Here is a 13,658-nt window from a genome sequence, read left to right as displayed (position 1 = left end):
CAACATATAATCTCTTTGCCTCGCTGTCACTTGATGAAAACTCACGATTTACAACAACCACCTATACTCATTTGTCATGGCACCACTATTCGCATGGACAGGAGTTGAGAATGATCGACCTTTATTACGCCCCTACCCCAAACGGCCATAAGATCACCCTCTTTCTTGAAGAAGCCGAGCTGGATTACAGGATCATTCGCGTGGATATCAGCAAAGGCGAACAGTTCAGCCCTCTCTTTCTGGCTATCTCGCCGAATAATAAAATCCCGGCCATTATTGATAACCAGCCGGCGGACGGGGGCAGACCATTGAGCCTGTTTGAATCCGGTGAAATTTTGCTCTATCTGGCGGAGAAAACCGGCAAGCTGCTGAGCGGCGAACTGCGCGAGCGTCACCATACCCTGCAATGGCTTTTCTGGCAGGCAAGCGGGCTGGGCCCCATGCTGGGACAAAATCATCATTTTACCGCTTACGCCCCGCAGCCTATTCCTTACGCGATAGAACGCTATCAGGTTGAGACTCAACGGCTCTATGACGTTCTGAACCGTCGGCTGAAGAAAACGCCGTGGCTCGGGGGCGATCATTACAGTATTGCCGATATCGCCTGCTGGCCGTGGGTGAATACGCATGAAAAACACCGCATTGACCTGGCCGCTTACCCGGCGGTGAACAACTGGTTTGAGCGCATCCGGACCCGCCCGGCGACCGAGCGGGCGATGCAAAAAATCCAGCAAATTTAACCCGGTATGAGGCTGGGTGCCTGTGAAGCTCTCATGTATTATGGGCAGGAAATACTGACACGGAGAAGACCTGCAATGTCACAGCCAGACGCTATTATTCGCATAAAAAATTTACGCCTGCGTACCTTCATCGGCATCAAAGAGGAAGAGATCGCCAACCGTCAGGATATTGTCATTAACGTGGTAATTCACTACCCCGCAGACAAAGCGCGGGCCAGCGAAGACATCAACGACGCGCTGAACTACCGCACAATAACCAAAAACATCATCCAGTACGTTGAGAATAACCGCTTCTCTCTGCTGGAAAAATTAACTCAGGATGTGCTCGATATCGCACGCGAACATCACTGGGTCACTTATGCTGAAGTTGAGATCGATAAACTTCACGCCCTGCGCTATGCCGACTCCGTCTCCATGACGTTAAGCTGGCGGCGCCAGGCGTAAACCTGGAGGTTGTATGAAGATTTTGCTGACCGGCGGTACAGGCCTTATTGGTCGTCACCTCATTGCGCGTCTGCAGGCCATGCATCATGACATCACCGTGGTCACGCGCAGCCCGGAGAAAGCGCGCCAGGTGCTGGGGGCAGGTGTTGATATCTGGAAAAATCTGGCCGAGCAGCAAAATCTGGACGGCTTCGACGCCGTCATTAACCTCGCGGGTGAACCCATCGCCGATAAGCGCTGGACGGAAGAGCAAAAACAGCTGTTATGCAGCAGCCGGTGGAACATCACCGAAAAGCTGGTCGAGCTGATCCGCAATAGCCACACCCCGCCTTCGGTGCTGATTTCGGGTTCAGCGGTGGGCTATTACGGCGATCTTGGCGAGGTGGTTGTAACCGAGGAAGAGCCGCCCCATAACGAGTTTACCCATAAGCTCTGCGCCCAGTGGGAGCGTATCGCCTGCGCGGCGCAGAGCGAGCGGACCCGCGTCTGCCTGCTACGGACCGGTGTCGTGCTCGCGCCGAAAGGCGGCATTCTGGCGAAAATGCTTCCCCCTTTCCGGCTCGGACTCGGTGGCCCCATCGGTAATGGTCGTCAGTACCTGGCCTGGATCCATATCGACGATATGGTCAACGGGATTCTGTGGCTGCTGGATAACGATCTGCGCGGGCCGTTCAATATGGTTGCGCCGTATCCGGTGCGTAATGAACAGTTTGCCCACGCGCTGGGGCATGCCCTGCACCGTCCGGCAATTTTGCGCGTGCCTGCCACGGTCATTCGTCTGCTGATGGGTGAAGCGTCTGTTCTGGTACTGGGCGGACAGAGAGCGCTGCCAAAACGGCTGGAAGCGGCCGGGTTTGCGTTCCGCTGGTATGAATTAGAAGAAGCGCTGGGGGATGTGGTGCGGTGAATATGGTACAGTGACAGGCCATGTTCCGAAGATATGGCGTAACAATGGCAACCATCACCACACCCCGGCTTTACCTCACCCCTTTCGAACCCACTGACTGGGCCTTCTTCCGCTCGCTACGAGAAGATCGCAGTATCATGCGCTACATGGCCGCCATCGCGCCGGAAAAAGAGACCCGACGCGTGTTTGCCGCGCGACTCGCTGCTGCTCATGTGTTTGTTATTCGCGCCCGGCATGATGATACGCCGCTGGGCGATATCGGCCTGCAAATCAGCCCTGAGAATCGTGAAGAGGCAGATATTGGCTATACGGTTGTGCCTGCCGCGCAGGGCAAAGGTATCGCCAGCGAAGCGCTGCGCGCGGTGTGTGATTATGCGTTCAACCAGACCGGCGTGAAAGCGATTAACGCGTATGTCCTGGCGGACAACGGCGGGTCGGTGCGGGTGCTGGAGAAAGTCGGGTTCGTGCGTACGCAGGTGCTGGAAAAGGCGTATGAGATTGACGGCGTGCGCTATGACGACTGGGTGTACAGGCTGGAGTGCGGTGCGGCCTGATGCCCTCACCTCGCCCCTCTCCCATAGGGAGAGGGGGAAAGACAAAATCTACTTCAACGACCCCTTCAGGAACTGCTGCAAACGCGGGCTTTGCGGGTTCGCCAGCACTTCGTCCGGGTGCCCCTGCTCTTCAATTTTCCCCTGATGCAGGAAGATAACGTGGTTCGAGACGTTACGGGCGAAGCCCATCTCGTGCGTCACCACCACCATCGTTTTGCCCTCTTCGGCTAGCTTCTGCATGATGCGCAGCACTTCGCCAACGAGTTCAGGGTCCAGCGCGGAAGTCGGTTCGTCGAACAGCAGCACTTCGGGCTCCATAGCCAGCGCGCGGGCGATAGAGACACGCTGCTGCTGACCACCGGAGAGATGCACCGGGTATTTCATCTGCTGGCGCTCGTCGATACCCACTTTCGCCAGGTATTTCACCGCGCGCTCGCGAGCTTCATGCTTGCTCAGGCCCAGCACCTGAACCGGCGCTTCCATCACGTTCTCCAGCACCGTCATGTGGCTCCAGAGGTTGAAGTGCTGGAACACCATCGTCAGGCGGGTACGCAGCAGGCGCAGCTGATTTTTATCCGCAACCTTCAGTTGGCCGTCTTTGTCACGCACCAGGTTAATATTCTGCCCGCTCACCACAATCGAGCCTTCGCTCGGTTTTTCGAGGAAGTTAATGCAGCGCAGGAAGGTACTTTTCCCCGAGCCGGATGAGCCGATGATACTGATCACGTCGCCAGCATTTGCCTGCAGCGACACCCCTTTCAGCACTTCATGTTCGCCGTAGCGTTTGTGCAAATCAATAACGTTTAATTTGTTCTCAGCCATCATCTTTCTCAGTGCGTCGAAGAAGGTTTTATATGCTGCAACCAGCGTTTTTCAGCCTTACGGAACAGGCTAATCAGAACATAAGAGATAATTAAATAGAGCACCGCCGCAATGCCAAACGCGGTAAACGGCTGATAGGTCGCGGAGTTAATATCGCGCGCGATTTTGAGCAGATCCGGCACCGTCGCGGTAAAGGCAAGCGCGGTGGAGTGCAGCATCAAAATCACTTCGTTACTGTACGCCGGTAACGCGATACGCAGGGCCGACGGCAGAATGATGCAGCGATAAAGTTTCACCGAGGAAAAGCCGTACGCGCGCGCCGCTTCAATCTCACCGTAAGGGACAGAACGAATCGCCCCCGCGAAAATCTCGGTGGTGTAGGCGCAGGTGTTGAGCGTCAACGCCAGCACCGTACAGTTCAGACCGCTGCGGAAGAACGCATTCAGCATCTCAGTGCCTTTTACGATCTCAAGCGTATACATCCCCGAATAGAACACCAGCAGCTGCACGTACAGCGGCGTACCGCGAAATACGTAGGTGAACAGCCAGATCGGGAACTGGATGAATTTATTGTTCGACACGCGGCCAATGGCGAGAAACACCGCCAGAATACCGCCCATCACCACGGAGGAGATCAGCAGCCAGAGGGTAATCGCCACGCCGGTAAAGCGGTAGCCATCTGTCCACAGCAGCGATTTCCAGTATTCCTGAATAATCTCAATCACAGGTCAGCCCTCTTCACACCCACGGAGTAGCGACGCTCGAGAAGAAGCAGCACACCATTGGAGACGGTCGTAAAGACCAGATAGATCACGCCGCAGACCACCGCAAAGTAGAACGGCTCCCAGGTGCTCTTGCCCGCCAGCTGAGTCGCTTTCACGACGTCTTCCAGACCGAGCAGTGAGACCAGCGCCGTGGCTTTGAGGATAACCTGCCAGTTGTTGCCGATGCCCGGAAGCGCATAGCGCATCATGGCCGGGAACATAATCCGACGAAACGTTTGTGAAGAGGTAAAACCAAATGCGGTTGCCGCTTCAATGTGGCCTTTCGGCACGGCCATGTAAGCACCGCGGAAGGTTTCAGTGAAGTAGGCGCCGTAGATAAAACCGAGGGTAATAATACCGGCCACCATTGGGTCGATATCAATTTGTCCCATGCCCATCGCGTCCGTTACGCTGTTCAGCGCAATCTGCAGACCGTAAAAGATAAGCAGCATCAGCACCAGATCGGGAACGCCGCGAATAAGCGTGGTGTAGCCTTCAAAAATCAGCGCCAGCGGTTTGTTAGCCGAAAGCTTCGCCCCTGCGCCTGCCAGACCTATCAGCACCGCCAGCACCACGGAGCTGATAGCCAGCTCAAGGGTGACAAGCGCGCCCTGTAAAATAACGCCAGAAAATCCGTACAGCATACCGCGAGCCCTGTCGTATCGTGAGTGGTGGAACCGTGTCTTTTCCCCTCCCGCAGCGGGAGGGGCCGCACGTTATTTGACGGGGCGATTAGCCGCCGTAAACATTAAAATCAAAGTACTTTTTCGCCAGCTTGTCGTAGGTACCGTCAGCACGCATTTCAGCGAACGCTTTGTTCAGCGCCTCACGCAGCTCGTTGTCTTCTTTGCGCAGGCCCATACCGGTGCCCACACCAAACAACTTCACGTCCTTAATGGACGGGCCGCCAAACTTGTAATCTTTACCCACCGGCGTTTTCAGGAAGCCTTCGCTTGCCGCGACTTCATCCTGGAATGCCGCATCAATTCGGCCTGCCGTCAGGTCAGCGTAGATATTTTCCTGGCCCTGATAGGAGACGATTTCAATCCCCTTCGGCGCCCAGTGTTCGTTGCCGTAGGTTTCCTGCGTGGTGCCCTGCAGCACGCCGACGCGTTTGCCTTTTAGCGACTCCAGCGTTGGCTGAATGTCAGAAGCTTTAGCTACCACCAGACGTGAATCGGCCGCATAGAGTTTGTCGGTGAAGGCAATCTCCTGCTGGCGTTTTTCGGTGATGGAGAGCGAGGACATGATTACGTCGATTTTTTTCGCTTTCAGGGACGGGATCAGCGCATCCAGCGGGTTCTCAACGTAGGTACACTGTGCTTTGATGCGTTTGCACAGCTCGTTGGCCAGATCGATGTCAAAACCGACCAGTTCACCCTTTGAATTCTTCGATTCGAACGGCGCATAGGTTGGATCGGTACCAATTCGGATTTTCTGCGGAATGGCTGCGAATGCCGCGGTGGCGCTGGAAAAGGCCAGTACCAGAGATAGTGACAACACGAGTTTTTTCATATTTATCCTCAACAAACTGTCTTCATACGGGATTTTTACGACGACGGGGTGGTGCTAATGTGCCATTAATCCCCTCTGCCAGGCAAAGACTAATGCCCTTCAGGCGGGAATTTTTGCATTATAAATGCTTAAGTATGCACAAAGCGATCCAATACGGTGCAACAAATGCACCGCATTGGGTCAACCTCTCCCGCAACGCACTTTTTCGGTGCGTTAGCGCCAGGTGTTATTCACCGTATACGTTGAAGTCGAAGTATTTCTTCGCCAGTTTGTCGTAAGTACCGTCTTTACGCAGCTCTGCAAAGGCTTTGTCGAAGGCGGCTTTCAGCTCGGTATCATCCTTACGCAGGCCAATACCGGTGCCGTCACCAAAGTACTTTTTGTCTTTTACAGACGGGCCAGCAAACGCGAATTCTTTGCCCGCAGGCTGTTTCAGGAAGCCTTCGCTCGCGGCGACTTCATCCTGGAATGCCGCATCCAGACGGCCTGCCGACAGGTCAGAGTAAATCAGATCCTGGTTCTGGTAAGCCACCACGTCTACGCCCTTCTCACGCCAGTTAGCATTGGCATAACCTTCCTGCGTCGAGCCCTGAAGCACGCCGACGTGTTTGCCCTTCAGAGAGTCGATGGTGGGCTTAATCGGGGAGCCTTTCGGCGCAATCAGGCGAGAATCCGCGGCGTAGAGCTTGTCAGAGAAGGCAATCTCCTGCTGACGTTTTTCGGTGATGGAGAGAGAAGAGATAATGGCGTCAATTTTCTTGGCTTTCAGCGACGGGATTAACGCGTCGAAGTCGCTGCCCACCCATGTGCATTTCACCGCAATGCGCTTGCACATTTCATTACCCAGATCGATATCAAACCCCACGAAATCGCCTTTCGCATCCTTGGAAGAGAATGGCGCGTAGGTTGCGTCTGTACCGATACGAACCGTCTGTGGAAGCGCTGCGTAGCTACCTGCTGCCGCACTTAACCCCACGAGCAAAGACAGAGCCAGAACCGTCTTCTTCATACATTTACCCTCAAGTACCGTGATTTTATTATGTATTGTGTTGTGTGTTGTGTTGCAGGCTTCATCTTGCAGGTCTTATGCCACATTGCCGTCTGGTCAAAACTTCGACGTTAAATATGTTAATAAAACGTTGCGATATTGCCTTACTGGTGAAAGATAGCAGGTCTGCCGAACGAACCGGAAAGAGAAAAAGGGAAAAAACGAATTAAATGTCGAGGATATGATCGCCGTTGCATAATTGCCCTGAAACAGGGCAACTTGTCTTTTCATGCACCTGGTTTGTGCACAGATTCAGGCACCCTGCCAGCGGCTGAAGAGATCTTCGGGCAGGTCGATGTCAAACTGATCCAGCACGCGATTAACGGTCTGATTAATCACGTCATCCAGCGAGGTCGGGCGATGATAGAACGCGGGTACTGGCGGCATGATGACAGCGCCCAGCTCCGCAGCCTGCGTCATTAAGCGCAGATGGCCCAGGTGCAGCGGCGTTTCCCGCACGCAGAGCACAAGAGGGCGACGCTCCTTCAGCACCACATCCGCCGCGCGCGTCACCAGGGTGTCGGTATAGCTGTTCACAATGCCGGAGAGCGTTTTAATCGAACAGGGCAGGATAACCATGCCGGTCGTTTTAAACGAGCCTGAAGAGATGCTGGCGGCGATATCACGGGCATCGTGAACCACGTCCGCCAGTGCCTGAACATCGCGCAGGGAGAGATCGGTTTCCAGAGAGAGGGTCTGCCGCGCCGCCTGGCTCATCACCAGATGGGTTTCGACGTCCGCCACGCTACGCAGAACCTGTAACAAACGTACGCCATAAATCGCGCCGCTGGCGCCGCTGAGCCCAACAATGAGTCGTTTCATGATTTTCGCCCTTACTGATTTCAGGGCAGACTGTGCAGGATTTTGCGGGGAGTTGCAAGTGAGGGCATTCGCCCTCACCTGCCGGAGCATCAACCTTCGTTGTGCATCTCTAAGCTTTCGAGATCGTTCTGCAGCTGGACGGCTTTGGCGTCGTCGTTGCGCAGTGAATCAAGATAGTCGAGGTACTGCTGGTCAACGTCTTTGGTAACGTAAATACCGTTAAACACGGAGCATTCAAACTGCTGAATTTCCGGATTCTCGGCACGCACCGCGTCGATAAGATCGTTCAGATCCTGGAAAATCAGGCCGTCGGCACCGATGATCTGACGAATTTCATCCACTTCACGACCGTGAGCGATCAGCTCGTTGGCGGTTGGCATATCAATACCGTACACGTTCGGGAAGCGAATCTCCGGCGCAGCAGAGGCCAGGTAGACTTTCTTCGCACCCGCTTCACGCGCCATCTCGATAATCTGCTCAGAGGTGGTGCCGCGAACGATGGAGTCATCCACCAGCAGAACGTTCTTGTCGCGGAACTCCGCGCGGTTGGCGTTCAGCTTGCGGCGCACGGACTTACGGCGCAGATGCTGCCCCGGCATGATAAACGTGCGGCCAACGTAGCGGTTCTTCACGAAGCCCTGACGGTATGGCTTATCCAGAATGCGGGCGATCTCCAGCGCGATATCGCAGGAGGTTTCCGGGATAGGAATAACCACGTCGATGTCGAGATCATCCCACTCGCGGGCAATCTTCTCGCCCAGCTTGGTGCCCATGTTGACGCGCGCGCTGTAGACGGAAATCTTGTCGATGAAGGAATCCGGACGGGCAAAGTAAACGTATTCAAACAGGCACGGGTTACTGACCGGGTTATCGGCACACTGGCGGGTAAACAGCTGCCCCTTCTCGGTGATGTAGACCGCTTCGCCCGGCGCAACGTCGCGCAGGAATTCGAAGCCCAGGGTATCCAGCGCCACGCTTTCAGAGGCAACCATATATTCAGTACGGCCGTCGCCAAGGTCGCGCTTACCGAGCACCAGCGGACGAATGCCGTTTGGATCGCGGAAGGCGACCATACCGTGACCGATGATCATCGCAACGCAGGCGTACGCGCCGCGGATCTGACGGTTTGTCGCGGCAATCGCGGCAAAGATGTTGTCTGCTTCCAGCGGATAGTGACGGAAGTTATCCAGCTCGCTGGCGAACACATTGAGCAGGATTTCAGAATCAGAGGTGGTGTTAATGTGGCGACGTTTCTCTTCGAACAGCTTTTTACGCAGCTCATGTGCGTTCGTCAGGTTGCCGTTATGGGCAAGGGTGATGCCGTACGGTGAGTTGACGTAGAAAGGCTGTGCCTCGGAGGCGCTGGAACTGCCAGCAGTAGGATAACGAACGTGACCGATCCCCATATTACCTTGCAGACGCTGCATATGGCGGGCTTCAAACACATCGTTTACCAGGCCATTCGCCTTGCGTAAACGGAAGCAGTTGTTTGCATCAATGGTGATGATACCCGCAGCATCCTGCCCACGGTGCTGAAGCACCGTTAACGCGTCATAAATCGACTGGTTTACCGGCATGAAACCGGCGATACCGACAATACCGCACATTCGTCTTTTCCTCGTTAAGCCACATCTCAGGGTTTATGCCCTGGGCAAAAAACTCGACGAGCTTTGCAGATAGTCAAAGAACCATCTGATGATGAAGCTGAACTCTGGAATGAGCTGCGATTTCTGCCAGTCTTCGCTTTTGGAGAACCCGGTGAAGGTATCCAGGAAGAACAGGATCGCGGCCACAATCAGCACGCCTCGCAACGCTCCGAAACAGATCCCGAGCACCCTGTCCGTTCCTGACAGACCGGTTTTCTCGACCAGCTGACCTATCACGTAATTCACGATAGCGCCGACAATCAGCGTTGCGATAAACAGCACCGCGATGGCAATTCCGTTTCGGACCAGTTCATCTTCAAAGCCCGTGAACCAGACAGACAGGTAAGTGTAGTAATGACTGGCGACAAAGAAAGCACAACCCCAAGTCACCAGCGATAACGCTTCACGAACAAAGCCACGGATCAGGCTAACCAGACAGGAAAAACCAATCACCGCAATGATGGCGTAATCAATCCAGACCATATGTGTCCCACGATTTAACGCCCTGTCATCCAGTTCGGGGCGAATTCTAACAGAAAAAGAAAACGTTTGCGTAGGGATTTCCTTCCCGCGCGTAAATAAAAAAGGCGCTGAAAAAATGTTCAACGCCGTGGCCTATCGCCTCTCTCTTAAAGGAGCAGGTCGTACTTAGTTTGCGCTGTAGCCCATCACCACACCGCTCAGGCCGGAGATCTGCTTCAGCTCACCCAGCGACCCTTTAAGCTTGTCTTTAGACGCTTCTGGCCCCACGAGGATACGGGTAATTTTACCCTGCACCGGCGTGGAAGGTGAAGTGTAAACACGATATCCCGCACTTCTCAGTTTGCTCACGACCTCGTTGACTTTGTCGGCGTTTTTCAGCGCACCGAGCTGCACCACGTAGGCTTTACCCGTTGGGGCAGCAGCGTCCTGCTGCGCTGGTTTTGCTGGCGGTGGGGTTTCTGACGCCGCGGCGAGCTGTTCTGCCGTTTTATCCCGCTGCGGTTTCGGCTGCGGCTTCTCAACCGGCTTCGGTTTTTCAACCGGTTTAGGCTGCTCTACCGGCACCGGATCGATATCGCTGCTGCTCGCTGCCGCCAGGCGAGACGGATCGAGCGACGGTGCTGCGGCATCGCCCGCGCGCACCTCTTCCGCCGCCCCTTCCGGTGGCTGAGCAGGGAGCGCCTGCGTCGCCGCGGGCAGCATATCCGGCTCATCGCGGTCACCCGGTTTAGGCACCAGCGGAATAGCGGCAAACTCATCCTGATAATGCTTTTTCTGCCCGTCGAGCAGCCCGGGAAGAATAATCACCCCGAGCGCGACCAGCACAATGGTTCCTGTTAAACGGTTCTGAAACTTACTCGCCACCGGTTCTCCCCGCGTCCATCACTTCCATGACATGTGCCACCGTGTGGAATGAACCACACACCAGCACGGTATCTTCTGGTTTAGCATCCGCCATCGCGGCATGCCAGGCCTGAGCCACGCTACTGTAGATTGCGCCTTTGCCGAGATGTTCCATCAGCTGCTCGGCCGTCGCGCCGCGCGGCCCCTCCAGAGGAGCACAATACCAGCTATCGACCACACTCTCCATGCAGGCCAGCGTCCCGCCGATATCTTTATCATGAAGCATACCGATAACCGCCAGCACGCGCCCGGTTTTTGGTAACGATTTGAGACGTCCCGCGAGATACGCCGCCGCATGCGGGTTATGCGCCACGTCCAGAATCAGGCGCGGTGACTCGCTGACAATCTGGAAACGCCCGGGCAAAATTGCGCTCTGAATGCCGTCGCGAATTGCCTGCTCGCTCACCACCAATCCGCTGGCGCGCAGTGCCGCCAACGCGGTGGCCGCGTTTGGCTGCGGGACCTGCGGCAGCGGCAAGTTATCCAGTGCCCCCTGAGCGTCGCTAAAGCGCCAGCCGTTGTCCTGAACCTCATACTGCCAGTCAACGCCGCGGCGCAGCAGCTGCGCGCCCTTCTCGTTTGCCACGTCAGCAATGGTGTGCGGCATATCCGGTTCGCCGACCACGGCGGGTTTATTTGCGCGGAAAATACCGGCCTTCTCGCGGCCAATGCTTTCACGATCCGGACCCAGCCAGTCGATATGATCCAGCGCGATGCTGGTAACCACCGCCACATCTGCATTCACGATATTGGTTGCATCAAGACGTCCGCCGAGGCCAACCTCAAGGATCACCACATCCAGCTGCGCCTGTTTAAACAGCCACAGGGCCGACAGGGTGCCGTATTCAAAATAGGTTAATGAGATCTCACCGCGCGCGGCTTCAATTTCTGCGAACGACGCCGTATGCGCGGATTCCGGCAGTTCGCGATTTTGCACGCGAACCCGCTCGGTGTAGCGGACCAGGTGTGGAGAGCTATAAACGCCTACCCTGTAACCGGCCGCCATCAGGACGGACTCCAGCGTGCGGCAGGTCGTGCCTTTACCGTTGGTCCCTGCGACGGTGAACACGAAAGGTGCCGGTTTGAGCACATCAAGACGCGCGGCAACCTGGCTCACCCGTTCAAGCCCCATATCGATGGTTTTACTGTGCAGGTTTTCCAGATAAGAAAGCCACGCGGCCAGGGGCGACGTGGCTTGGGGAATGCTTTTATTTTCCATAATGCCCGGTTGTCATTAACAGATTAGAAAGCAAAAGGGCAGCGCCAACCGGCCCTGCCCTTTTCAGTTATCAGGCCTCGGGTTCCTGATCCGGTACCACCACGCCTTCGCGCGGCTCATCCGGGTTTGGCGCTGGCAGATTCATCAGCTTCGCCAGGATGCTCGCCAGCTTCAGGCGCATTTCCGGACGGCGGACGATCATGTCGATGGCACCTTTCTCGATGAGGAACTCACTGCGCTGGAAGCCCGGCGGCAGTTTTTCACGAACGGTCTGCTCGATAACGCGAGGACCCGCAAAGCCGATCAGCGCTTTTGGCTCAGCGACGTTCAGGTCGCCCAGCATCGCGAAGCTCGCGGAGACGCCGCCCATGGTTGGGTCGGTCAGCACGGAGATGTACGGCAGACCGCGCTCCTGCATCTTCGCCAGCGCTGCAGAGGTTTTAGCCATCTGCATCAGGGACATCAGCGCTTCCTGCATACGTGCTCCGCCGGAGGCAGAGAAACAGATCAGCGGACAGTTGTCTTCCAGCGCCTGCTCAACGGCACGCACGAAGCGCGCACCGACCACGGAGCCCATTGAGCCGCCCATAAAGGAGAACTCAAACGCAGCGGCAACAACCGGCATCCCATGCAGGGTGCCTTTCATGACGACCAGCGCGTCTTTCTCGCCGGTCTCTTTCTGTGCGGAGGCCAGACGATCTTTATATTTCTTGGAATCGCGGAACTTCAGCACGTCTTTTGGCTCAAGCTCGCTGCCCAGTTCTACCAGAGAACCTTCGTCCAGCAGGCTATGCAGGCGGTTGCGCGCCGACATACGCATATGGTGGTCACACTTCGGACACACCTCAAGGTTGCGTTCCAGCTCTGCGCGATACAGAACCTGACCGCAGCTATCACACTTCGTCCATACCCCTTCAGGAATGCTCGCTTTGCGCGTTGGGGTAATGTTGCTTTTAATTCGTTCAATCCAGCTCATTGATAACCTTTCTGCCTGAACCTGGTCGTATGCCAGTTTTGCTATAAGAGGCGAATAATGCCATTTTTGCCTCCAACAGACCATGAATGTTGCACATTAAAACATAACAGCCCGAAACTTTGGATAAAAAAGTGGTCGAACCGCCAGCGTGCATTTACTTCGCTTGTTTTGCCGCCGCACGTTTGTGACGAATAATTTCGATAACGCCAGGCAGTACGGAAAGCACAATAATCGCTACAATCAGTAACTTAAGGTTTTCCTGAACAACTGGAAGATCGCCAAACAGGTAACCCGCATAGGTAAACAGCAGTACCCACAGCAGCGCCCCCACGACGTTATACATGGCAAAATGACGATAGGACATATGTCCCATTCCCGCCACAAACGGTGCAAATGTACGCACAATAGGCACAAAACGCGCAAGGATAATGGTTTTACCGCCATGGCGTTCATAAAACGCATGGGTTTTATCTAAATAGCTGCGACGGAAAATTTTCGAATCCGGATTGCTGAAAAGCCGCTCACCGAATACGCGACCAATCGTATAGTTGACCGCATCACCGACAATGGCGGCAATTACCATCAGCACAACCATAAGATGCACGTTCAGGTCATTGGTGGGTAACGCCGATAACGCCCCGGCAACGAACAGCAGTGAATCCCCTGGCAGGAATGGGGTAACGACCAGACCGGTTTCACAAAACAGAATGAGGAGCAGAATGGCGTAAACCCAGACGCCGTACTGCGCGACCAGCTCCGCCAGGTGAACATCAATATGCAGAATGAAATCAATCAGAAAACGTATTACGTCCATA

Annotated in this window: 16 protein-coding genes; 4 read left to right on the top strand and 12 right to left on the bottom strand. The window is 55.2% G+C overall.

The window, feature by feature from the left end; all coding sequences use genetic code 11:
* Positions 1-110 precede the first annotated feature (110 nt).
* The 4 genes from yfcG to USH94_RS01145 all read left to right on the top strand — a co-directional run bounded on the left by yfcG (position 111) and on the right by USH94_RS01145 (position 2,645).
* Positions 111-740, top strand: coding sequence for a GSH-dependent disulfide bond oxidoreductase (gene yfcG / locus USH94_RS01160; protein WP_023312554.1), 630 nt, complete (start codon positions 111-113; stop codon positions 738-740).
* Between the two features lie 75 nt (positions 741-815).
* Positions 816-1,184, top strand: a complete 369-nt coding sequence (gene folX / locus USH94_RS01155) for a dihydroneopterin triphosphate 2'-epimerase (protein ID WP_023312555.1) — start codon at positions 816-818, stop codon at positions 1,182-1,184.
* Between the two features lie 13 nt (positions 1,185-1,197).
* Positions 1,198-2,091 carry a TIGR01777 family oxidoreductase gene (locus USH94_RS01150; RefSeq protein WP_111965262.1) on the top strand — a complete coding sequence of 298 codons (894 nt, stop codon included), beginning with the start codon at positions 1,198-1,200 and terminating at the stop codon, positions 2,089-2,091.
* Between the two features lie 44 nt (positions 2,092-2,135).
* Positions 2,136-2,645 (top strand): GNAT family N-acetyltransferase, encoded by a 510-nt coding sequence (locus USH94_RS01145; protein ID WP_111965261.1) that lies wholly within the window; start codon positions 2,136-2,138, stop codon positions 2,643-2,645.
* A 48-nt stretch (positions 2,646-2,693) separates the two neighbouring features.
* On the opposite strand, the gene hisP is transcribed toward USH94_RS01145, so the two are convergent.
* The 12 genes from hisP to USH94_RS01085 all read right to left on the bottom strand — a co-directional run bounded on the left by hisP (position 2,694) and on the right by USH94_RS01085 (position 13,657).
* A complete protein-coding gene (hisP, locus tag USH94_RS01140) occupies positions 2,694-3,467 on the bottom strand; it encodes a histidine ABC transporter ATP-binding protein HisP (RefSeq protein WP_014832781.1) in 774 nt (257 codons plus the stop codon).
* A gap of 8 nt (positions 3,468-3,475) precedes the next feature.
* Positions 3,476-4,192, bottom strand: coding sequence for an ABC transporter permease (locus tag USH94_RS01135; protein WP_008502590.1), 717 nt, complete (start codon positions 4,190-4,192; stop codon positions 3,476-3,478).
* Positions 4,189-4,875: a histidine ABC transporter permease HisQ gene (locus tag USH94_RS01130; protein WP_014832782.1), complete on the bottom strand. Its 687-nt coding sequence runs from the start codon at positions 4,873-4,875 to the stop codon at positions 4,189-4,191. Before USH94_RS01130 ends, USH94_RS01135 begins: the two co-directional genes overlap by 4 nt.
* 88 nt (positions 4,876-4,963) lie before the next feature.
* Entirely contained in the window at positions 4,964-5,746 is a 783-nt protein-coding gene (gene hisJ, locus USH94_RS01125) for a histidine ABC transporter substrate-binding protein HisJ (RefSeq protein ID WP_023336423.1), read from the bottom strand.
* Between the two features lie 226 nt (positions 5,747-5,972).
* The gene (gene argT, locus USH94_RS01120; protein ID WP_111965260.1) at positions 5,973-6,755 is read right to left on the bottom strand and encodes a lysine/arginine/ornithine ABC transporter substrate-binding protein ArgT; all 783 of its coding nucleotides are present in this window, start codon (positions 6,753-6,755) and stop codon (positions 5,973-5,975) included.
* Positions 6,756-7,046: 291 nt separating this feature from the next.
* Positions 7,047-7,616, bottom strand: coding sequence for a UbiX family flavin prenyltransferase (locus tag USH94_RS01115; protein ID WP_111965259.1), 570 nt, complete (start codon positions 7,614-7,616; stop codon positions 7,047-7,049).
* Positions 7,617-7,705: 89 nt separating this feature from the next.
* Complete coding sequence (gene purF, locus USH94_RS01110; RefSeq protein ID WP_021241570.1) at positions 7,706-9,223, bottom strand: amidophosphoribosyltransferase; 1,518 nt, start codon at positions 9,221-9,223, stop codon at positions 7,706-7,708.
* 33 nt (positions 9,224-9,256) lie between these two features.
* Positions 9,257-9,745 (bottom strand): colicin V production protein, encoded by a 489-nt coding sequence (gene cvpA, locus USH94_RS01105; RefSeq protein WP_000262116.1) that lies wholly within the window; start codon positions 9,743-9,745, stop codon positions 9,257-9,259.
* A gap of 165 nt (positions 9,746-9,910) precedes the next feature.
* On the bottom strand, positions 9,911-10,609 hold the full coding sequence (dedD, locus tag USH94_RS01100; protein ID WP_111965258.1) for a cell division protein DedD: 699 nt from the start codon (positions 10,607-10,609) through the stop codon (positions 9,911-9,913).
* On the bottom strand, positions 10,599-11,867 hold the full coding sequence (gene folC / locus USH94_RS01095; protein WP_111965257.1) for a bifunctional tetrahydrofolate synthase/dihydrofolate synthase: 1,269 nt from the start codon (positions 11,865-11,867) through the stop codon (positions 10,599-10,601). The genes dedD and folC overlap by 11 nt, the downstream gene beginning before the upstream one ends.
* Positions 11,868-11,937: 70 nt before the next feature.
* Entirely contained in the window at positions 11,938-12,843 is a 906-nt protein-coding gene (gene accD, locus USH94_RS01090) for an acetyl-CoA carboxylase, carboxyltransferase subunit beta (protein WP_111965256.1), read from the bottom strand.
* 154 nt (positions 12,844-12,997) lie between these two features.
* Positions 12,998-13,657: a DedA family protein gene (locus USH94_RS01085; protein ID WP_111965255.1), complete on the bottom strand. Its 660-nt coding sequence runs from the start codon at positions 13,655-13,657 to the stop codon at positions 12,998-13,000.
* Position 13,658 lies beyond the last annotated feature (1 nt).

This window comes from Enterobacter sp. 148H3, assembly GCF_034107425.1.
Lineage (GTDB): Bacteria > Pseudomonadota > Gammaproteobacteria > Enterobacterales > Enterobacteriaceae > Enterobacter > Enterobacter vonholyi.
The sequence above is the reverse complement of the archived record's forward strand: the minus strand, read 5'-3'. Positions and strand labels throughout refer to the sequence as shown.

Bases quoted from the DNA above. Each gene is read 5' to 3' on its own strand.
- yfcG (WP_023312554.1), top strand. From the start codon at position 111: ATGATCGACCTTTATTACGCCCCTACCCCAAACGGCCATAAGATCACC.
- folX (WP_023312555.1), top strand. From the start codon at position 816: ATGTCACAGCCAGACGCTATTATTCGCATAAAAAATTTACGCCTGCGT.
- USH94_RS01150 (WP_111965262.1), top strand. From the start codon at position 1,198: ATGAAGATTTTGCTGACCGGCGGTACAGGCCTTATTGGTCGTCACCTC.
- USH94_RS01145 (WP_111965261.1), top strand. From the start codon at position 2,136: ATGGCAACCATCACCACACCCCGGCTTTACCTCACCCCTTTCGAACCC.
- hisP (WP_014832781.1), bottom strand. From the start codon at position 3,467: ATGGCTGAGAACAAATTAAACGTTATTGATTTGCACAAACGCTACGGC.
- USH94_RS01130 (WP_014832782.1), bottom strand. From the start codon at position 4,875: ATGCTGTACGGATTTTCTGGCGTTATTTTACAGGGCGCGCTTGTCACC.
- hisJ (WP_023336423.1), bottom strand. From the start codon at position 5,746: ATGAAAAAACTCGTGTTGTCACTATCTCTGGTACTGGCCTTTTCCAGC.
- argT (WP_111965260.1), bottom strand. From the start codon at position 6,755: ATGAAGAAGACGGTTCTGGCTCTGTCTTTGCTCGTGGGGTTAAGTGCG.
- USH94_RS01115 (WP_111965259.1), bottom strand. From the start codon at position 7,616: ATGAAACGACTCATTGTTGGGCTCAGCGGCGCCAGCGGCGCGATTTAT.
- purF (WP_021241570.1), bottom strand. From the start codon at position 9,223: ATGTGCGGTATTGTCGGTATCGCCGGTTTCATGCCGGTAAACCAGTCG.
- cvpA (WP_000262116.1), bottom strand. From the start codon at position 9,745: ATGGTCTGGATTGATTACGCCATCATTGCGGTGATTGGTTTTTCCTGT.
- folC (WP_111965257.1), bottom strand. From the start codon at position 11,867: ATGGAAAATAAAAGCATTCCCCAAGCCACGTCGCCCCTGGCCGCGTGG.
- accD (WP_111965256.1), bottom strand. From the start codon at position 12,843: ATGAGCTGGATTGAACGAATTAAAAGCAACATTACCCCAACGCGCAAA.
- USH94_RS01085 (WP_111965255.1), bottom strand. From the start codon at position 13,657: ATGGACGTAATACGTTTTCTGATTGATTTCATTCTGCATATTGATGTT.